17 protein-coding genes are annotated in these 20,724 nt (G+C 48.6%); 7 read left to right on the top strand and 10 right to left on the bottom strand.

From position 1 onward, the window contains the following. The first annotated feature begins 4 nt into the window (after window positions 1–4). The 3 genes from BMY78_RS21100 to BMY78_RS21090 all read left to right on the top strand — a co-directional run bounded on the left by BMY78_RS21100 (window position 5) and on the right by BMY78_RS21090 (window position 2,706). Window positions 5–541 carry a type 1 periplasmic-binding domain-containing protein gene (locus BMY78_RS21100; RefSeq protein ID WP_143067064.1) on the top strand — a complete coding sequence of 179 codons (537 nt, stop codon included), beginning with the start codon at window positions 5–7 and terminating at the stop codon, window positions 539–541. A gap of 11 nt (window positions 542–552) precedes the next feature. Continuing rightward, on the top strand, window positions 553–792 hold the full coding sequence (locus BMY78_RS21095; protein ID WP_090903345.1) for a hypothetical protein: 240 nt from the start codon (window positions 553–555) through the stop codon (window positions 790–792). A gap of 195 nt (window positions 793–987) precedes the next feature. After that, window positions 988–2,706: a methyl-accepting chemotaxis protein gene (locus tag BMY78_RS21090; RefSeq protein ID WP_090903343.1), complete on the top strand. Its 1,719-nt coding sequence runs from the start codon at window positions 988–990 to the stop codon at window positions 2,704–2,706. Between the two features lie 160 nt (window positions 2,707–2,866). Here the strand turns inward: BMY78_RS21090 and BMY78_RS21085 are convergent, their stop codons facing one another. Further along, on the bottom strand, window positions 2,867–3,820 hold the full coding sequence (locus BMY78_RS21085; RefSeq protein ID WP_090903632.1) for a nucleoside hydrolase: 954 nt from the start codon (window positions 3,818–3,820) through the stop codon (window positions 2,867–2,869). Between the two features lie 278 nt (window positions 3,821–4,098). After that, the gene (locus BMY78_RS21080; protein ID WP_090903341.1) at window positions 4,099–6,330 is read right to left on the bottom strand and encodes an MMPL family transporter; all 2,232 of its coding nucleotides are present in this window, start codon (window positions 6,328–6,330) and stop codon (window positions 4,099–4,101) included. Between the two features lie 180 nt (window positions 6,331–6,510). Between BMY78_RS21080 and BMY78_RS21075 the strand changes: the two genes are divergently transcribed. Then, a complete protein-coding gene (locus tag BMY78_RS21075) occupies window positions 6,511–7,134 on the top strand; it encodes a TetR/AcrR family transcriptional regulator (protein ID WP_090903339.1) in 624 nt (207 codons plus the stop codon). Here the strand turns inward: BMY78_RS21075 and BMY78_RS21070 are convergent. Continuing rightward, a complete protein-coding gene (locus BMY78_RS21070) occupies window positions 7,122–8,603 on the bottom strand; it encodes a MocR-like pyridoxine biosynthesis transcription factor PdxR (RefSeq protein WP_090903337.1) in 1,482 nt (493 codons plus the stop codon). The genes BMY78_RS21075 and BMY78_RS21070 overlap by 13 nt on opposite strands. 111 nt (window positions 8,604–8,714) lie before the next feature. On the opposite strand from BMY78_RS21070, the gene BMY78_RS21065 reads away from it, so the two are divergent. Continuing rightward, window positions 8,715–9,296 (top strand): GNAT family N-acetyltransferase, encoded by a 582-nt coding sequence (locus BMY78_RS21065; protein ID WP_090903335.1) that lies wholly within the window; start codon window positions 8,715–8,717, stop codon window positions 9,294–9,296. Between the two features lie 13 nt (window positions 9,297–9,309). On the opposite strand, the gene BMY78_RS21060 is transcribed toward BMY78_RS21065, so the two are convergent. Then, window positions 9,310–10,521 carry a serpin family protein gene (locus tag BMY78_RS21060; RefSeq protein ID WP_177185826.1) on the bottom strand — a complete coding sequence of 404 codons (1,212 nt, stop codon included), beginning with the start codon at window positions 10,519–10,521 and terminating at the stop codon, window positions 9,310–9,312. 288 nt (window positions 10,522–10,809) lie between these two features. Between BMY78_RS21060 and BMY78_RS21055 the strand changes: the two genes are divergently transcribed. Then, entirely contained in the window at window positions 10,810–11,400 is a 591-nt protein-coding gene (locus tag BMY78_RS21055; RefSeq protein WP_090903331.1) for a hypothetical protein, read from the top strand. A 99-nt stretch (window positions 11,401–11,499) separates the two neighbouring features. On the opposite strand, the gene BMY78_RS21050 is transcribed toward BMY78_RS21055, so the two are convergent. The 4 genes from BMY78_RS21050 to uxaC form a co-directional block, all read right to left on the bottom strand. Next, complete coding sequence (locus tag BMY78_RS21050) at window positions 11,500–13,380, bottom strand: ABC transporter ATP-binding protein (RefSeq protein ID WP_090903329.1); 1,881 nt, start codon at window positions 13,378–13,380, stop codon at window positions 11,500–11,502. Continuing rightward, window positions 13,377–15,104: an ABC transporter ATP-binding protein gene (locus tag BMY78_RS21045; RefSeq protein WP_090903327.1), complete on the bottom strand. Its 1,728-nt coding sequence runs from the start codon at window positions 15,102–15,104 to the stop codon at window positions 13,377–13,379. Before BMY78_RS21045 ends, BMY78_RS21050 begins: the two co-directional genes overlap by 4 nt. Further along, window positions 15,101–15,643, bottom strand: coding sequence for a MarR family winged helix-turn-helix transcriptional regulator (locus BMY78_RS21040; protein ID WP_090903325.1), 543 nt, complete (start codon window positions 15,641–15,643; stop codon window positions 15,101–15,103). The genes BMY78_RS21045 and BMY78_RS21040 overlap by 4 nt, the downstream gene beginning before the upstream one ends. Before the next feature lie 201 nt (window positions 15,644–15,844). Further along, window positions 15,845–17,287, bottom strand: coding sequence for a glucuronate isomerase (gene uxaC, locus BMY78_RS21035; protein WP_090903323.1), 1,443 nt, complete (start codon window positions 17,285–17,287; stop codon window positions 15,845–15,847). 204 nt (window positions 17,288–17,491) lie between these two features. Here uxaC and BMY78_RS21030 point away from each other — a divergent pair, with 204 nt between their 5' ends. Beyond that, entirely contained in the window at window positions 17,492–18,238 is a 747-nt protein-coding gene (locus tag BMY78_RS21030) for an MBL fold metallo-hydrolase (RefSeq protein ID WP_177185825.1), read from the top strand. Window positions 18,239–18,325: 87 nt separating this feature from the next. Here BMY78_RS21030 and BMY78_RS21025 read toward each other — a convergent pair whose 3' ends face one another. Together BMY78_RS21025 and BMY78_RS21020 are read right to left on the bottom strand one after the other, a co-directional pair. Next, window positions 18,326–18,940, bottom strand: a complete 615-nt coding sequence (locus BMY78_RS21025) for a hypothetical protein (RefSeq protein ID WP_090903319.1) — start codon at window positions 18,938–18,940, stop codon at window positions 18,326–18,328. Between the two features lie 208 nt (window positions 18,941–19,148). Continuing rightward, the gene (locus BMY78_RS21020; protein WP_090903317.1) at window positions 19,149–20,630 is read right to left on the bottom strand and encodes an alpha-amylase; all 1,482 of its coding nucleotides are present in this window, start codon (window positions 20,628–20,630) and stop codon (window positions 19,149–19,151) included. Between the last annotated feature and the right edge of the window lie 94 nt (window positions 20,631–20,724).

Raw genomic sequence — 20,724 nt, 5'->3', positions numbered from 1 at the left:
ATGCTTGAAATCTGTGTCCAAGATCCAAGCAAAAATGAAAGTGGGTTGGTTTTCAATGAAAAAAACAGTAACAGCATTAATCTTATTGGGAGTTGTTACGGGATGCAGCACCACGTCTTCAGATGCTCCTTCACCAACGAATAATACTACCAGTGCAACGGAGCAGCCTGCTGCGAATGTAGTAACACCAGAAGCAAAGCAGTTTCAGTTGAAGTATACAACGTCCTTAACTGCCGAGCCACTAACCAAAATCAATGCAGTAGAGCAATCTAAACAATTGAAGAGGCAAGCAGTTGATGAGTCCAAGGTTTTAACGTATAAAAAGAATGATGATGTAGAGAAAGTTTATGCTGCACTTCAATTTAAAGACGGAACTTATGATATGGGACAGATCGGGTATGAAGGAGCCAACGACTATTCGACAAGTACAGTTGATGTTTTGGGGCAATCTTACGTAAAAGTGAGCAGCTCTGTTGGAGCTAATGCACCAATTTCTAATTATGTGTCTCTCAGCACTTCCCCCCAACGGTGCTACATATAGAAGCACATACTGTGGAGGCTGATGTAGATCAGGACGGGATTAAGGAGATTGTTGCTACCATTGGTACAGCAGCGGAAACATCCATCTATAAAATGGATAAGGAATACCTGGTAAGCGCAAATCTGAATAAAGTCATGAATGCCGCTATAGTGATGTATGACCAGGAATCCAACACTTTTAAAGCAGAAGTGACTAAAGATGAGATGTCACAATGGAAGATTGAAGATGACCAACTAGTGCCAATTCCTTAAAAAGCCTTCGCGATTTTTTCATGGACTGTAAAAGATCCATGCCTAATCCACTAGAGCTCCCGGATCATCTTGATTCAGGAGCTAATTCTTTACCCTCCCGATGCCGATATTTCAGATAGAAATGAATACATATACGTTCGTATGCAATTGAGAAAGGCTAACAGTCCTACATATCAAGGGGGAACATTTCTACTAATGAACAGTTTGTTTATGCGTATCTTTTTATTTTTTTCCTGTCTGATGCTAGCGGCAGGAGCCGTTCTTGGCATTACCATGTATCGCTCATCTGCACAGCTGGTTGAACAATCAATGGGCATGCAGGCGCAGGCTGTTGCCGAACGAGCAGCGCAATCCGTCGACACCTCCCTGTATGCACCGCTCAGTACAGGACAGGATCAAACCGAGTATTACGACATATTGCGCGAACAACTCAGCCAGCTTCGCCAGGCCAATGGGTTGAAGTATCTATACACGCTTGGTAAGCGTGAAGAGAACGGAGCCGCATCGTATTATTACGTGGTGGATGGCGCTGCTCCAGATGTGGAAGAGGATGATTTCTCGCCTTACGGGTCTCCTGAAGAGAACCAATATGCGGGAATGCTGCAAGCCTTTGCACAAAACGAACCTTTCCGGGGCGATCTGACCCAGGATGAATACGGCGCAACGATTACAGCTTATGTACCCATTCATGGGGCTAATGGGGAACTGCTTGGTCTGGTTGGTGCCGACCTCGACTCTACTGCCGTCTACGAGCTAATGACACGCAATCGGATGACCATGATCTGGACTGCCCTTGCCATCGTATTACTCAGCGTGCTGCTGGTCTATGGATTTGCTCATTATTTGACCCGTCCTCTGGTGAAACTGAAGAAGATCATTGCTGAGGTAGGCAAAGGTGATCTGACCGTCGATGTCGAGCTTGGACGGAAGGACGAGGTTGGACAACTGGCTTCGGAGTTCAAACATCTGGTCACGGATACACGAGATGTCATGACAGGCATCCGCAAAAGCTCCGATTCCCTGCTGCAAGCAGCCGAAGGGGTATCCAGACACTCGCAGGCGACAGCGGAAGCCAGCCAGCGCATTGCTGAGCACACAGACCACACAGCCAAAGGCGCTGCGGAGCAGGTTGCACGGGCAGGCGAAGTTACTGTAGCGATGGAGGAAATTACACGCAGCATGCAGCATATTGCGAATTCATCTTCCATGGTGGCTGATGTATCCGAGGAGACGACCCATAACGCGATGCAGGGTCAGACTAACATCAACACAGCGATCGACCGCATGGACAAAATTCATCAGGCCAACGCCCAGATGGAAGCAACTACCTCCCAGCTTGCACAATACTCCAGCAAAATTGAATCGGTAGCCCACATGATGAAGGGCATCGCTTCCCAGACCAGTCTGCTGGCATTGAATGCAAGCATTGAAGCTGCTCGGGCCGGGGAACATGGCAGCGGATTCGCCGTTGTTGCTTCCGAGGTTCGGAAGCTTGCAGGGGAATCCGAGCAATCGTCCCAGCATGTGGCTGAACTGATCGCCGAAATGACGCGTCAGACTGCCGTTTTATCTTCGCATATGTCGGCCAGTACCTCAGAAGTTCAGGCCGGTCTGGCTGTTGTTCAGGAAGCAGGACGCTCGTTCACGTCCATTCATTCCGGCATTGAGACGATGAATGAACGTCTGCACGAAGTGTCTGCCGCTTCCGAGCAGCTCTCCGCCAGTGCCGAAGAAGTATCCGCCTCCGTTGAGGATATGGAACATATCTCGCGCAAGTCTTCTTCCAGCATTCAGGAGGTTTCCGCTGCAACTGACGGGCAGCTGCAATCGATGGATGAGATGAGTACATCTGCGGAATCCCTTCGTGTGTTGTCCAGTGAATTGAACGGGTTGATAAGCCGATTCAAAATATAAATCTGACTGCAAATGGGCAATCAATAGCCCACCAGATGAATACAAAAAAAGCCGCAAGGCAGGGAACGGAAACATGGGGATTACCCCATTCCTGTTCACTCTGCCTGCGGCTTTTTTTTGGTTGTACCTTTAATGGAGGCTGGCCTTGCGGCCGCCTGAATTAATAACGCTGCGGAGCAGCTTTTTTGCCCAAATCCGTCATGTATGTGAAGAACGCTTCTGGATCGGTATCATACACGAGTTGTACTGGACGTCCGTCTGCTTGTTCCACCGTACGCCCCTGGCTTGGACCATCCGGGATAACAATACAGTTCACCGTTTTCTTCTTCACGATGTCTTCACGTCCAACGGAAGCCGTAGTCAACACATCCCACAGATAGTACGTGGAATTCGTTTCGCTGTATACCAGTGGCGGACATCCTGCATAACAGTTACCCAGGAAGTCAACGCCTTCAAAGCGACGCTCTGCAGCCCAACGGTTACGTACAGCAGGTGTCAGAGGTACTTTGTTCGTGCTTTCCAGGGCTACCAGATCAATCTGGATACCGCTCTGCCATACACGGTAAGCCGCTTCCGGGTCCCAGAATACGTTCCATTCTGCTGTACCATCATGCTCAGGCTCTTCAACGTTCCCTCTTTCGAACGTTCCACCCATCCATACAAGCTTGTCAATTTTCTCTTCAATGTCTGGTGCTTCATCCAGTGCACGCGCGAGGTCAGTCAGCGGTCCTGTGAACAGGAGCAGCGTTTTGCCTTCGGTGCTGCGCACTTTCTCAATCAGATGCTGGTGGGCCGGAACGGCAGACAAAGGAGCTTCCATTTTGCCGGATTCGTTCAGTACTGGAAGTGCATCTACATAGAAGGAATGCAATCTCCACGCCGCAGGAAACGGATTCTTCCCTCTGGAGTTGGATTTCGCTACCTCTACGGAATATGTGCCGAAGCGATCGATAATTTTACGGCTGGCATCTGTAGCTGGCTCCAGATATCCGTCTGCCGGAATAACCGATACACCGGTTACATTTACATTGTCCATTTGTAGAAGCATGAACAGCGATACGAGGTCATCCACGCCGCCGTCATGGTTAAAGTACACATTAAGTTGGTTCGTCATGCTTGTTTTCATCCTTCCCCCTGGTTGTCCCATTGATGTTCATCCCGTCCGTCTGCCTGTGGCTGACGTTACCTCTATTATGTCCCAAAACCCTTGGCCACGTAAACCTTCCATAACTAAAGAAAGTAGGAAACACGCCTCATTCTGCGGATATTTTACAGTTCCCCCATTCCATCTCAGCATTTGCCCGAAGAAGCCTGCACTCCAATAGGAAAATGGTAAAAAACAAGGACAACAGGCTTGAGCTCCCACTGTCCTTGTCTGAATCCATCCATCGTTTACATGGATTGTTTTTGTCTCTTTTTGGCTTTCTCTGGAACAGGCACGTACTTGCCTGGCCAGAAAGCCCATTTGCCCAGCAACGTGGTAATGGCTGGCACCATGAACGGTCGAACAAGGAACGTATCGAGCAAGACACCCGCAGCCGTGATAATACCGAACTGCACCAGTACCTGTATAGGCAGTGTTGCCAGTACGGCAAACGTACCTGCGAGAATCAGACCTGCGGAAGTAATAACAGATCCGGTTTCCCCCACACCTTCCTTGATCGCTTGGCGAAGTGGCATCGTTTTGCGTTTTTGCCAAATGCTCGAGATCATGAAGATGTTGTAGTCCTCACCCAGCGCCACGAGGAATACGAAGGAATACAGCGGAATCGCTCCCTGAATGGCGTCTGCTCCTAGTCCATAGTGAATAATGAGCCATCCCAAGCCCAATGCAGAGAAGTAGGATAGTACTACTGTCGCGATCAGATACGCCGTTGCTACAACGGAACGCAGGTATAACAGCAGCAGCAACGTGATCATCCCGATCACCACCGGGATAATGATGCTGGCATCCCGCTCTCCGGTGACTTCGATGTCATACTGCTCAGCCGTCTGACCGTCGATCCAGACATGGCTGTCCACGCTTGTTATGCCAGCATCTTTCAATGCCTGTTCAGCCGTTGCCCGCAGATCCGGGATATGCTGCATCGCCTCCATCGAGTATGGATTCAGATTGAATTCCACATCGTAAGCGGTGATGTTCGCATTCTCAGCACCCTGCTGCGCTTCACCTACCTTGCTTACGTAATCCAGCGATTCCAGACGCTGCTTCAGATCAGTTTCGCTGCCTTCTGTATCGATAATCACTTTCGCCGGAGCGAGTTCACCTTCCGAGAACTGTTCTCCAATGACTTTGAAACCTTCACGAGATGCAACATTCTCCGGGAAGGACGATAACAGGTCATACGTGAATTTAATTTGGCTAGAGAAAGCAGCCAGTCCACCCAACAACACCAGCGTAATCACCAGTACCGTCCACGGTTTGGTGACTACTGTACGGCCAATCCAGCTTTCCTTGATTTTACGCGGAGCAGGCGCTGGTTTGCCTTTTTTCTTCGCACGTTCCACTTCCATATCATGCGTACGCGGTACAAATGGATAGAATGAACCCCGTCCGAAGATCGCCAGCAAAGCCGGGACCAGCGTCAGGCTCGCAATAAACATGATGAAGATGGATAAACTGAATGGTACGGCAAAACGATGATATGCACCGTACTCTGCGAACAGCAGTACAAGCAGTGCCGCCACAACTGTAAATCCACTCATGGCAATCGCACCCGACGATCCAGTAATCGCCTGGAAGAGTGCTTTCTTTTTATCCGGCTCATGATAGAGCATTTGACGGAATCTGGAGATCATGAACAGGCAATAGTCCGTTCCTGCACCGAACAACAGGACCGTCATAATCGAGATGGACTGCGCGTCCACTGTAATCCAGCCCTGATCCGCCATAAATCCGAGAATCGGACTGGTGACCATATAAGCGAACCCAACTGCAATAATCGGGATAATCGCCAGTACTGGCGAACGGTAGATCAACAGCAACAGCACGAGTACCAGCACAACGGTTGCAATCAGCAGGGATACATCCGCAGATGAGAACAATCCGCTCGCATCAATCGATATCCCAACCGGACCAGTAACCCGTGCACTTAGTGCGCTGACATCATCAATGGCAACATCAAATGGGTCGGAGCCAAAAATGTCTTTCGTTTTCTGCTCCAGTGCTTCAATGCCTTCCTTCAGCTGTGACGAATCAGCTTCCTGATTGAAAAAGAGCGGCATAACCAAGGTGCTTCCGTCTTCCGAAAGCTGACCTTTCAGGGCCTGTGGCGGCAACTGATATAGTGGTACAACAGATTGCTGCTGCTCCACCGGATCTTGATCCAGTCGCTCGGTTAACGCCTGAATGTTCTCAATCTGTTCATCCGTCAGCCCCCCGGCTTGACGCCATACGATGAGCGCAGGAACACCTTCGCCGCCGGGGAACTCTTTCTGGGCAACTGCTGCCGCCTGCACCGATGGCTTGGAATCACTCAGATCCTGTGCGTTATTCGTTTCACGGTCACCTACCGCAGGCCACACTACACCAAGAACAACCGCGATGATGATCCATACCAACAATGTAATCCATTTGCTTCGTTTGCCGGCAACCCAGCGGCCGTAGCCCGAACGTTCTTGCATTGTCTCTTCATCTCCCTATTTTGGTTCTATGAAGCCGTTTTTATGTGATAAATATAGAAATGAACCACGGGTCATAGTATAATTGGCTTAATTATATATACCAGAAGGTTAATATTGCAAATACTAATTTTGTGAACAATTTTGTACAGCCAACATGAATAAGTAAAGAGGTATGCAATCATGAGCAAAAAAAAGAACCCGCCCCGCTCGCCCGGCAGGCCCAAAGCAGGCGCTGATCAGGCATCAGCCCAGTCGAAAATACTGATGACCGCCTCGCGGCTATTTATGGAATACGGGTATGAGCCCGTCTCTCTTCAGCAAATTGCCTCGCTATGCGGCGTGACCAAAGCATCGATCTATTATCATTTTTCCAGCAAGCCACAGCTGTTCACCGTCGCCATCACCAGTATGATGGCCATGAGCATGCAGCAAACAGCTCTTCGTATGGATGCACCCGGTACATTGCAAGAGCGGCTGGAGAAAGTTGCGGAAGGACGGATGCAACACTCCCACGTCGATACCGAGACCATGATGCGTGAAGCCAATACCTATCTGGATGCAGATCAGCTGGCCCAGATCCGTGAAGCCGAAGTCCGCATTTATGAAGTCCTTGCCACCCACTTCAAGCGGGAGATGGACAACGGTTATTTGCGATCTGCCAATCCGATACTGCTTGCCCACGCGTTCACTTCCTTGCTGATGCTGGCAAACCGCGAAGGCGTACGCGACATGTATGCAACGATTGCCGATCTGGCACGTGAGCTGGTAGCTTTATTTTTGGACGGAGCCGCTCACAAGGCGTAAAGATCTCTCCATGCTTTTGCCAATGCGGCGATACCCGGTCCAATGCGTTCCGCTTCAATACCAGCAAACCCTATAATGAATTCCCTTTTGCCATCTGCTGGTTCACTCCCATCCGTCCACAGGTATTCTGTTGAACTAATCTGTATACCAGCGCTTAACGCCGCAGCTACCAGCTCCGCGGCTGTTTGTGTTGAAGCAATTCTAAGCACCAGATGAAATCCGGCATTCTGGCCAATTATCTCAACCTTTTCTCCGAAATACTGCCGAATTGCCTGAACAATCAAGTCATGTTTGCGCTTATAAACATTACGCATTTTACGAATGTGTTTACCCAACTCTCCCTCATGCATAAACATTTCCAACGTGCGCTGATGAAGACGGGAGGCGGACTGTTCAAACAGGATCGTCTTGTACATCTCCCGAAAGGAACCCATTAGCTCCTTGGGAAGTACCATATAATGAACACACAGAGCAGGAGCGAGAACTTGGGAAAATCCGCCCATATAAATCACCCTGCTGCCCTCTCGCAAACCCTGCATGGACGGAATAGGCCGTCCATGATACCGAAATTCGCCGTCATAATCATCCTCAATGATGTATGCACCCGTTCGCTCCGCCCATTCCAGCAAAGCCAATCTTCTGGCAATGGGCATAGTCATGCCCAGAGGAAATTGGTGCGAAGGTGAGACACTTATTATTTTCACTCCCACACGATCCAGTTCTGATATATCTAATCCTTCATCATCTAGGGAGATTGGAACCACTTGATAACCATAATTCCGGAATGTGCCCGGCAGCAGCCGATAGCCAGGATTTTCTACCCCAATGGTTTGTAGTCCATTCTTGTGAGTTAACGTCTGCACAAGCAAACACATTAACAAGTGCTGCTCTGCACCCAATACAACCTGCTCTGGAGAACAGTTTACGCCCCTGAACTGTCCAAGATAACGGGCAATCTCACATCGCAGGCCCCACTCGCCCTGTGGATCTCCGTAGAACAATAATTCCTCTGCCTCTTCACGCCAGATCCGGTTCGCATACTGGTGCCACTTGCCAAACGGAAACAGGCTGAAGTCATTACGTGACATGTGAAAATCAAATTCGACCACTCTTATTGGACGAATTGCATTTCCCTCTATTTTACGTTCATGATGGTGGTGTTCATGAACTTGCATATCCTTAGGCTCGGTTCTCGCCGGAATTTGAATTTCACTATAACGATCCGTGATGGGACGTACCCGATATCCTCTTCGCGGCTGACTGTATACATAACCTTCGGCAATTAATTGTTGATATGCCCATTCTACGGGAGTTGTACTTATGCCCAGCATCTCGGCCAACTTGCGTACAGAAGGCATTTTGCTATGTTCCACCAGCTCCCTCTGAATGATTTCCTTTTTGATGTGATCCGAGAGCTGTACGTAGATTGGGATGCTGTCGTTTCCCATCAGTTTCGGTAATTGATTCATGACTTGCACCTCATCTGTCCTGTTGAATTTGTCCAAACTGCATATTTGGAAGTATACAGTATTCAGCTATACTGATGGCATGACGATTTGAACTCACAGGAGGAATAACCCATGTCTCAACCAACACCATCCCCTCGCATCCCACGTCTGTTGGAAACGAAGCGCATCTATCTGCGTCCATTTGAATCGACTGATGTTGATACCTATTTCCCCGGATTGTTTGACGCCGAGATGCGCAGACTCACCGGGACACAAAACAGCTTCACCCGCCCCCAAGTGGAGCGCTACATCGAAAACGCAGCCCAAGATGACTCACGCTTGATGCTGCTGATTGCCTTGCAGGAGAATGACCAGGTTATCGGAGAGATTGCACTGATGGACATGCATACCAAAAATCGAAGTGCGCACATCCGGATCGCCATTGATCAAATAGAGCATCAAGGAAAAGGCTATGGCAGCGAGGCACTGCTGCTTATGCTGGATTATGGTTTCGGTATCTGCAATCTGCACCGAATCGAGCTTGAAGTGTATGCCTTCAACCAACGTGCGATTCGTACATATGAGAAGCTCGGATTTCAACGCGAAGGCGTACGGCGAGATGCCTTGTATTACAATCATCAATACCACGACGCCATTCAGATGAGCATGCTGGAGAATGAATTCCGAGAGCAACATGTCAGCAGACTTGGATAACGTAAACTACGCGCTACCGGGAGGGAATCTCTTCCGGTTGGTTTACGTTCCCGGCAAATAACCATGCTCCAGTGGATTTATCCACTACAGCAACCATAAATGGACGATTAACCTCCATCTTGGTCCAATCTGTGGGCGGAGCACTTCCAGCCGCCATTCCCACTAATGTTGAAGCAGCAGCTACAGTGCCTTGTTCGCTCACTTCCATCACGGCACGATGCAGTACCTGACCAATGTATACTTGCAAGTTCGGCCCGGGAGAAATCATTTCCGTGAAATTAGCGGCATAAGGATCAAAGGCCATTTCCATCCCCATCTGCTGCAACGTCTCTTTCAGGTTCATGCCATACTCCGCACGAAAACGCGGCAAGGACAGCTCAACTAAGCTGTATTCGGAGCCAGTATCTAGCCGTTCAGGGTCATCCAGCAACTGCTGCTGAATCTCATCCAGCGTACGTCCCTCTCGCGGCAAAACGACAAGCAGATGCATCTGGCCATCTCCGTAAGGAAGCCTAACCGCCTGCCAGTCCTCATTCTCCGAGTATTGGAACTGCTTCTTCTGATGCATCATCCGCACAGACAGCTCCTTTCCATTTGCCAGCTTGAATTCTTCGTCCGTCGTGTACTCCGGGTCAAACTCATCCATCCAGTTACCATCAAATGCAATGGCATTCACCAGAATCATTAGGGCTTCCTTTTCGGGGGGCTCCTGCATCAAGTTTGGAATCATACCTTCGGTTTGCTGCTTCACCCATTGATTGATCTCTTCCTTTGCTTGTGCTGGTTGTCCATTGAGTGTCCTAATTTCGGCTTCATACGTTTGCTGTAGGGATGTTTGGTACGTTTCCTCTACCGGGATTCCGTCCTTCATCCACATGGAGTTCGCAATACCGATCTGTATTCCTTTTCCCGGATGGGTCAACAACTGCTGCAAAGCCGCTTGAGAAGCATTCACTTGCTCCATTTCTAGCTCCGACCACCCCATGACCTCTGCCATTTCCCGCCTAGTCTCACCTACGCTGCCGTTATATGCCATGCCAATCGCCGCCGCAATGCTGTAAGGAGAGATCAGCAGATTATTCCCGTCAGCTTTTTCTTTTGTACCCATCTGTTGAAGAATATGCAGCCCCATGGTGTTCATGGCTTGGATTCTTTTGGGTTCGATCTCTTTCAGAGCAGCTTTTCGTTCTGACTCGGATAACTCCTGATTCGAATTAAATTGCATCTTGTTTGGGTCCTCCTTTGCTGAACAGCTCGTAATGATCAGCCCACTTATACAGCATAATAACAGTAACACTCTTAACCGTGCATGCATCGTAATCCCCCCTCATCCGTAATACTCAGATACCGTCATAACAATTCGGAGATTTCCTTTTTTTACTAGACGTTCGGTTTAGAAAAAAGGTTACTTTACACTCATATGCCAAGGTCACCAATTTCTACTGTAACAAACACCATTCAAAACGAGTCAAAACGGTTATATCTATACCATATACGAATGGAGGGATTCTCTATGATTCCGGCAACGTTGGAACAATTGGAGCAAGTTCGCAAGGAATGCCGCACCATGGTCAAAAAGAGAGCTACCGCTTCCGCAGGTACAACACTCGTTCCTCTTCCAGGTACAGACGTCCTGGCTGATGTGGGAATGCTCATGCAGCTACTGCCCGCCATTAACAATAAATTCGGATTATCGCAAAAGCAGCTCGACGGTATGGACCCTGAGACCAAATCCATGATCTACGGATTCGTCATGTCCATCGGAAGTAAAGTCATTGGACGTATGGTAACCAAAGAACTGGTCGTACAGGTGCTGAAAAGGGTCGGAGTGCGCGTAGCTACCAAATCGGTTGCCAAATTTGTCCCTTTTGCAGGTCAGGGATTGGCAGCCGCGCTCAGCTTCACGGCCATGCGGTATGTCGGCAACAAACATGTCGAGGACTGTTATGAGGTCGTGAAACGCATGATTGAGCAGGGTGAGGTGATACCAGGTGAGTCGGCACCTTCTGCGCTTGATGAGACAAACGAAGAGCCAAAGCTGGAGGTAAAGACGTCATCCGACGTCAACGAAGGTAAAGCTCCAGAAGATTCGAAAGAGCATTAAGGAAAGAAGAAACGATATTGTGGACTTGCCGCGGTAGCAAACAAATAGCCGGGTGCACCCAAAGGGTGCACCCGGCTATTATGTTAACGCCATCTAGGATCAGATTGCCTGTGGCTGTTGCTCCGTAAATTGGCTGTTGTACAGATCAGCATAGAAGCCTTGTTTCTCCATCAGTTCCTCATGATTACCCTGCTCAATCACGTTACCATGATCCATGACGAGAATCAGGTCGGCTCCGCGAATGGTGGACAATCTGTGGGCAATGACAAAGCTGGTGCGATCCTTCATCAGATCATTCATCGCTTTCTGGATGAACACTTCGGTCCGTGTATCGACACTGCTCGTTGCCTCATCCAGAATCAGAATGGCCGGATTCGCCAGAATTGCTCTGGCAATCGTCAGCAATTGCTTCTGCCCCTGTGAAATGTTCGAGGCTTCTTCATTCAGCACCGTATCATATCCATCAGGCAAGGTACGAATGAAGTGATCGGCATGGGCCGCATCGGCTGCCTTGATGACTTCCGCTTCCGTTGCGCCTTCTCGGCCATAGGCAATGTTGTCACGGATCGTTCCGTTGAACAACCATGTGTCCTGAAGCACCATCCCAAACAGGCTGCGCAGCTTGCCGCGTTCCATGTCCACGATATTAACACCGTCAATGGTAATTTGGCCGTCCTGAATTTCGTAGAAACGCATCAGGAGGTTGATCAGCGTTGTTTTCCCCGCTCCAGTCGGCCCGACAATGGCTACCGTCTGTCCCGGTTTTACATCAATATTCATATTTTGAATGAGTAACTCATCCGCTTTATATCCAAAATTCACACCATGGAATGCAACGGCACCCTGTGGTTGCTGCAATTGTACTGGTTTCGAAGACTCTGGAACCTCTTCCTCTTCATCCAGCAATTCAAATACCCGCTCCGCCGAAGCGATGGTGGACTGAATGATATTCGAGATGTTGGCAATCTGGTTAATCGGCTGAGTGAACTGACGGGAGTACTGTGTGAATGCAAGGATATCCCCGATGGAGATAGCACCACGTGTAACAAAGATCCCGCCGACCACACAGATCAGCACATAACCAAGGTTACCTACAAACGTCATCAGTGGCATGATAATCCCCGAGATAAACTGGGCTTTCCAACCGGATTCATACAGTTCTTCGTTCACTTTTTCGAACTGTTCAACCGAATGTTCTTCCCGTCCAAAGGCTTTGACTACCTTGTGTCCGGTGTACATTTCCTCGACATGGCCGTTCAATTCACCAAGTGATTTCTGCTGGCCTGCAAAGTGTTTTTGCGAGCGGGATGCCACCAGCATAACCACTACCACGCTTAATGGCAGAGTCAAAATGGTAATCAGGGTCATCCATGGACTAATGGTCAACATCATGATGATAACCCCGACAATGGTGACTACAGACGTAATAAATTGCGCCAAACTTTGCTGGAGTGTATTACTGATGTTGTCCACATCGTTTGTCGCCCGGCTTAATGTTTCCCCGTGAGTACGGGAGTCAAAATATTTCAGCGGCAGACGTCCAACCTTGGCACTGATCTGCTCACGCATGTCGTACACAACCCGCTGAGCTACACCAGCCATCAGGTATTGCTGAATGTACATGAAAGCTGCACTAAACAGGTAGAGTCCCCCAAGCAGATACAATACTTTTATCAAGGCAGGAAAATCAATCCCGGCCCCCTGTACACCCTGAAGGATGGCAATAGCGCCTTTACTGAGAATATCCGTGCCTTCCGCCATAATCTTAGGACTGATAATGCTGAACACGGTACTTAGAATTGCAGCGACCAGCACACCCAGCAATCGATAGCTGTGGGGCTGAAGATACCGCATCAAACGCCGCAGTGTACCTTTGAAATCCTTCGCTTTCTCCACAGGAGGCCGCATGCCCATTCCGCCTCCGGGATGCCCCGGTCCGCCAGGGGGACGAGGTGACTTGCGTTCTGTACGTTCACTCATGCGATCTCCTCCTCTGTCAGCTGGGAGGATACAATCTCGCGATACACTTCATTGTGCTCCATCAGCTCTTTATGTGTTCCTGAACCGACAATCCGTCCTTCATCCATAACCAGAATGCGATCCGCATCCATAACCGTACTTACACGCTGAGCTACAATTAGCACTGCTGCTTCAGTCGTTTCGGACTTCAGGGCAGCACGAAGATTGGCATCGGTTTTGAAATCGAGAGCCGAGAAGCTGTCGTCAAAAATATATACTTCCGGACGGCGAACCAGTGCGCGTGCAATGGACAAACGCTGCTTCTGTCCACCGGATACGTTGTTACCTCCCTGTGCAATGACGCTGTCGTAACCGTCTTTCATCTCCGTAATGAAGTTCTCTGCCTGAGCCGTTTGAGCGGCTCGAACAATCTCCTCCATCGTGGCGTCATCCTTCCCGTGGCGGATATTCTCCGCAATCGTTCCGGTGAAAAGAACCGCTTTTTGCGGTACAAATCCGATTTTGGCCCGCAGATCTTCCTGCCGCAGCTCACGGACATCTGTACCATTGACCCGTACACTGCCCTCCGTTACATCATAGAAACGTGGAATGAGACTGAGCAATGTGGATTTCCCTGAGCCCGTACCCCCGATAATAGCTGTGGTTTCACCCGGGCGTGCCGTAAATGAAATGCCTGACAACGCAGCATTTTCTGCACCCGGATAACGGAATGTCACATTATCGAATTCAATGGTGCCTTGCAGCGACTTCATATCACGAGGCTGCTCTGGATTGCTAAGATCGGGATGCATATCCAATACTTCGTTGATCCGTTCTGCCGAAGCCGAAGCTCTTGGAATCATCACAAAGATAATGGAAACCATAATGAGGGAGAACATGATTTGCATCGCATACTGAATAAAGGCAATCAATGAACCAATATTCATATTCCCGCTGTCGATACGCTGTCCACCGAAATAAAGGATGGCAATCATTGAAAAGTTCATAACCAGCATCATCACAGGCATTAATGTTGCCATGAGCACATTCACTTTAATGGAAACGTCTCTCAGATCCGTATTGGCTCCATTAAAACGAACACGCTCATGTTCCCCACGATTAAAGGAACGAACCACGCGAATCCCTGTTAGTTGCTCACGCAGGACCAGATTGAGTCGGTCGAGCTTTTTCTGAATTTGTTTGAACAAAGGCAGACCCTTCGCACCAATCAGTGCGATGGCCCCGGCCAGTACAGGCAGGACAACCAGGAAAATGGTTGATAATTTGGCATCCTGGGATACCGCCATGAAGATACCACCGATACACATCATCGGTGCCATAACCATCATGCGCAGCATCATTGTTAATACGTTTTGAACCTGCGTAATATCATTGGTGGTACGGGTAATCAGCGAGGCTGTACCCAATTTATCAAATTCCTGCAGCGAAAAGTTCTCCACATGGCGGAACACTCTGCTGCGCAGCTGTTTGGCAAATCCACCCGCTGTACGGGAGGAGAGATAACTGGCTGTTACAGAACAGGCCGTGCCTGCTACGGCAATTAACAGCATCCAGCCACCAATCTGCCAAATGTATGGAACATCTCCTTTTACTATGCCGCCATTAACGATGTCCGCCATCAGGGTTGGCAAATACAGTTCAGCCAGCGACTGTAACAGCACCAGACCCAGTATGAAGAAAATGGGGACTCGGTAAGGCTTAAGCATGCGAAACAATTTCATCATGGCTTATCATCTCCTTGTGTGGACGCATCCATCTGTTGGGAAACCTTTGTATCAAAAAAGGTGTACACCTTGGTCAACAATTCCGCTAATTGAAGACTGTCTTCCTCACCCAGATGCTCAACGAGCTTATTAAATATCTCCATGCGCTCCTGATGAGCCGCCCGGATAATTTCACGACCTGCTTCGGTAATCGTAATGCGGACTGCGCGACGATCCTCTGGGTCCATAGTTCGTTCAACCAGGCCCTCGTCTTCAAGGCCTCGAATGACGGGAGTAATCGTCGGTGATTTCACACGCAACAATGCACTAATTTCCGATACTTTCAGTCCTGGATGATTTGAATGCAGTGTGTCTTCGAAATTAGGAGGATTATCCTGCCAATTCAATTGTTCTCCCGGATGCATGCCGTGGAGCAAACAACCCAGAACCATAATCTCATTGTGATTACGCCCATGTGGTTTATGCTGCCTCCATTTGCCTTTATTAAACTGCATGATGGAATACAAAAGCTTCTGGGCAACCGGATCTATGCCAGTCATTATTGTCCCCCCCTTATTTTCATTATCATTCCATAGACGTCCAACATCATAGGACATCTATTAAATAGCATTCCAATTAAATAGCCAATCAATTAATTAGGTGTACTAAGTATATTCCTGCAAAAGTTGAATGTCAAACAGCAAATGCACAACAAAAAACCGTGACTTTAAAGCCACGGTTTTGAACCAAATATAGAAGAATTAAGACTGCGAAGCAGATACAGTTTTGAGGGCGGAAGCAAAAGGGAAATACTCCTTCGCATTGTTGTAGGCAATGCCCTGCACGATCTGTCCAAGTAGATCCATATCATGCGGTACCTCGCCTTGTTCGGCCCATTCACCGATAAGGTTGCAGACCAGGCGGCGGAAATACTCATGTCGTGTATAGGAGAGAAAACTGCGTGAATCGGTTAACATGCCGACGAAACGGCTAATTAAACCTACATTCGCCAGCGCTTTCATTTGAGCGAGCATGCCATCCTTCGTATCATTGAACCACCATGCTGCACCAAGCTGAATTTTGCCTGGAATGCCGCCGCCCTGGAAACTGCCGATAATCGCTGCGAGCACTTCATTGTCCCGAGGATTTAAGGAATACAGGATCGTTTTCGGCAGCGCTTGCTGCTCCTCCAGTGCATCGAGCAAACCGATTATAGCTGAGGAAAGCGGCGTATCATTAACGGAATCATAGCCGGTATCCGGACCAAGCTGGGCAAACATCCGGCTGTTATTGTTGCGGGCCGCATTAATATGAAACTGCATGACCCAGCCCCGATCTGCGTACAGCTTGCCGAGGAAAGTCAGCGTTACCGTCTTGTACTTGTCCTCTTCCTCACGGCTAACCTTCTGCCCAGCGAGAGCCTTCGCAAATATTGCCCCTGCTTCCTCCCGTGTAGCGACACCGAAAGGTACATAATCCAGTGCATGGTCAGATACCCGGCCTCCTACGGAATGGAAGAACTCTACCCGTGATTCCAGAGCGGAGAGGAACGAGTCATAATCGGAAATGGCCGTTCCGGCTGCCTGCGACAGCTTGCCTACCCATTCCGAGAAGGTATCGCGGTTTAGTTCCAGCCCTTTATCCGGACGGAATGAAGGCAGTACAGCAGTATCGAATCCTTCAATCTCCTGAATCTTCAGGTGATATTCCAGGGAATCACATGGATCATCCGTCGTGCATACCACGGTAACATTGGATTTGGTAATGAGATCACGTGCACCGAATCCGTCACTGTTCAGCTTGGCATTTACTTTTTCCCAGATCGCCGGGGCGCTCGTCTCATTCAACACTTCATAGACACCAAAATAACGCTGTAATTCCAAATGAGACCACGCGTACAGCGGGTTACCAATCATCATCGGGACGGTTTTGGCATACGCCAGAAAACGATCGTAATCGGTTACGCCCTCTCCACCCGTAATGTACTGCTCTTCAATTCCGTTTGCGCGCATCAGCCGCCATTTGTAGTGATCACCGTATAACCAGGCCTCTGTAATATTGCCAAAGGTTTTATTCTCGTAGATCTCCTGTGGACTCAAGTGGCAGTGATAGTCAATAATCGGCATGTCCTTCGCATAGTCCTCATATAACTTGATCGCCGTTTCACTGTGCAGCAAAAATTGTTCATCCAGAAAAGACTTCATTCGCCTCGCACGCTCCCTTTAGGTGAGTTTACGTTCATATGGGTTCACTTCCCAATCTTTACGCTACACTGTTTGCCCACAAAGTTCAATATAAAATGATAGCGTTATCACAAAAGGTTGATTTAGGCATATTTCCTGGAACGAGGTATACTGGTTTTAATCTAATTGATGCTGATCTGAAGATGATAGAAGGAGATGAAATGGATGAAAATAACATTTCTCGGTACGGGAGACATGTTCAGTGTAGAGCAACACCACAACAGTATGCTGGCCGAATTCAGCGATACACATCTGGTGATTGATTTTCCGGAATCCAACGCAAAAGCATTAAAGGAATACGGCTATCCCATGACGGATATTCATAATGTGTTTATCACTCATCTGCATGAAGATCATATTAACGGAGTACAGATGCTCGGATATTATTCACAGATTGTGGGCGACCGCAAGCCACGTCTGTTTATCCACGAAGAACTGGTTGATCCGTTATGGAGCATTTTATCCCCAGGCATGCGTTATACAACCGATGGGGAGCGTACGATGAGCGACTATTATGATATCGTACCTTTACCGGATGGAGGCACATTTGAGCTGGGGGGCGTGGCGTTTGAGACTTTTCGAACACAGCACGTGCCGGGTATGGTTAGCAATGGCCTTCTTGCAAAGCCCTACTTCTACTATAGCGCAGACAGCACGCTGGATCAGAAACGGGTAGAGCAGGCTGCCGCAGATGTACAGCTGATTTTCCATGAATGTCATATGCATGATCTGGTGATCAAATCACACACCTCACTGAAGGATCTGCAACAACTGCCTGCCGAAGTGAGACAGAAAACCGTGCTCATGCATTATCATGATGAATACGCGGATGCGGATATACGGACACAGTTCAACCAAGAACATGATCTAAGAATGGTGGGCACGCTGGAGTCGTTTGAACTGGAAGTGTAGTACGTAACTTGACCTATATGTATTACCAAAATGAAGAGGCAGCATCCATTCAGGTTCCTTTGCAGGAGCTTTTCGGGTGCTGCCTTTCTATTGATCTGTTTTCCATGATTTCATATATTCAATAGTTTCAGGAGATGGTTCAGCTTTCACATGAACGTAATCTTCCGTACGCTGATCATTTGGTCCGTAAGAAATTTTGATATACATATCCTGATAAGTATGAATGATGTTGCTATGGATCTCCGCTTTGGGCTTCAAAATATAATCTCGGAGTAAACTCAATCCCAACGGTTCTTTTCCAGGACCCAGAGTCGTCTCGTGCGTATTTCCCGTATTGGAGTTAAGGAGCTCTGTGGCGTTAATGCTATTCATCAAGGATGGATCAAGTGTAAAAGACTGTATCACATTGACCATTGGTACCCGGACCTCTTTAACAGAAATCTCATATATAATGCGGTCCAGATCCGATTCATGATGAACGCTAACAGTAGCAGTCAAGCTATAATCATCTGGCAAACGCTCCTGAAAGGAATCTGGATTTTTCAGCAAACGCTGGGTCAAATCTCTTCGCTCGGTATTCAGTGTATAATCATCCGTTCGCTTTGGTTCTCCCCTTGGCCCTTTGTTTGTTCCCCAACTGCAAGCCCCCAGACAGACCGCCATTACAAGCAGCCACAGTCCTAAGTGTACTAATCTCATCATCCGATTTCCCCCTCGGTATGATCTATCTAAGATGAACACGAATCCATTTTAATAGTAATCATTATATTGGTTTATTATTCCATATAAGGATAACACGAATAGGTTCACTCCACCTAACATAAAAAAACCACCTGCCTGGCAGATGATCACCAGTTCAGATGGTTTAACTGTCTATATGAAGATTCACTGATCAATGATCCCAACCGTTTTACTCAGCGTCTGCACGATCCTCACCCTGATCCGGGAGAGCCCACACGGAGACGCCCCCACCACATACATGGAAGGTGGCCCAGCCGTCTTTCTCAATAGTAATGCTATCCTCGCAGCTGTGCGTCAGATCGGTCCAGACTTCACCAGCACGGTGTTCGCCAACAAACATTCGTTTCTCACCATCATCACCATTCGAGATAACTACTGCACAACCGGAGCCTTCGATTTCGTCCACCCCGCGGCGTACCCACCCAATCGTGTTCGCGTGATCGAAGTAATCCTCCTGCTCTCCATAAGCTTTGTCGTAACGGGCTGACATCAGAATGTCGAGAATGTCCTTCTTACCCTCAACAGGTTCGGGACCTCCAATGCCGTAATAATCACCGTAAAAGACAACCGGATAACCGTCACGACGCAGCAGCGTCAGCGCATAGGCGCTCGGCTTGAACCAATCGCCCACCCAGGATTCCAGCGCTTCATGCGGCTGGGAATCATGGTTATCAACAAACGTTACGGCATGCGTTGGATGTGTCTGCACCAAGGTGTCATCAAAAATTTTGGAAAGATCAAAGTCCCGGCCAGCCAGAGAGGCTTCATGAAGTTTGTAATGCAGGGACACATCGAACAGATCAATCTGATAGTCCACCGTATCCAGAAATTCACGGCATGCATCGAGATTGGAGTTCCAGAACTCGCCTACAATGTAGAAATCCTGCCCCCGTTTGCGGAGCATCTCAGCTGCGAATTCCTTAATGAATTCGTGATTGATATGTTTGATCGCATCCAGTCGAAAACCGCTGCATTGCAGCGTATCGATGAGCCATTTTCCCCATTGTAGCATTTCCTGCCGGACATCCGGGTGATTGTAATCAATATTGGCGAACATCAGGTAATCATAGTTGCCAAACTCATCGTCGACGTTCTGATTCCAGTTCTTGTTCTCCCCTACAATGCGGAACACACCATTTCGTTCTTCCTTGGCATTAAAGTCGGTACCGTTGAAATGTTCGGCGTTCCATTTGAAGGAGGAGTACTGATCCCCGCGGCCCGGAAATGTGAATTTGGTCCAGCCCTCAATCTCGAACGGTTTGGAGATTTCCTTCAATCGATCATTGGGATCAACCTCAATCACCTTGAAGACTTCCGTCTCATCCGCACCCGCCTTATGGTTCATCACCAGATCCACATAGACGGCAACACCATTCTTCTGGCACTCGGCAATCGCATCCACCAGTTCCTGCTTGGTACCGTATTTGGTGCGCACGCTGCCTTTCTGGTCAAATTCGCCCAGATCGTACAGGTCATATACGCCGTAACCGGTATCCTCAGGAGATACGGCTTTGGTCACCGGAGGCACCCACACGGAGTCAATGCCTTTGGCTTTCAGTTCTGGCGCCATTTCGGCCAATCGTTTCCAGTGGTTTCCGTCTGCGGCCAGGTGCCATTCAAAAAACTGCATCATCGTATGATTTCTCTTCATTCCCAACCGACCTCCTTGATTGCTTTCGAAGCGGACCACGGCACGCATCTGTATCGTCCTTGTTCGTTCGTATGCTATCCAAGTAATACCCTTT

The organism is Paenibacillus sp. OK076 (assembly GCF_900110055.1).
GTDB lineage: Bacteria > Bacillota > Bacilli > Paenibacillales > Paenibacillaceae > Paenibacillus.
Note: the sequence above shows the minus strand (reverse complement) of the source record. Positions and strands in the feature narration are given on the sequence as shown.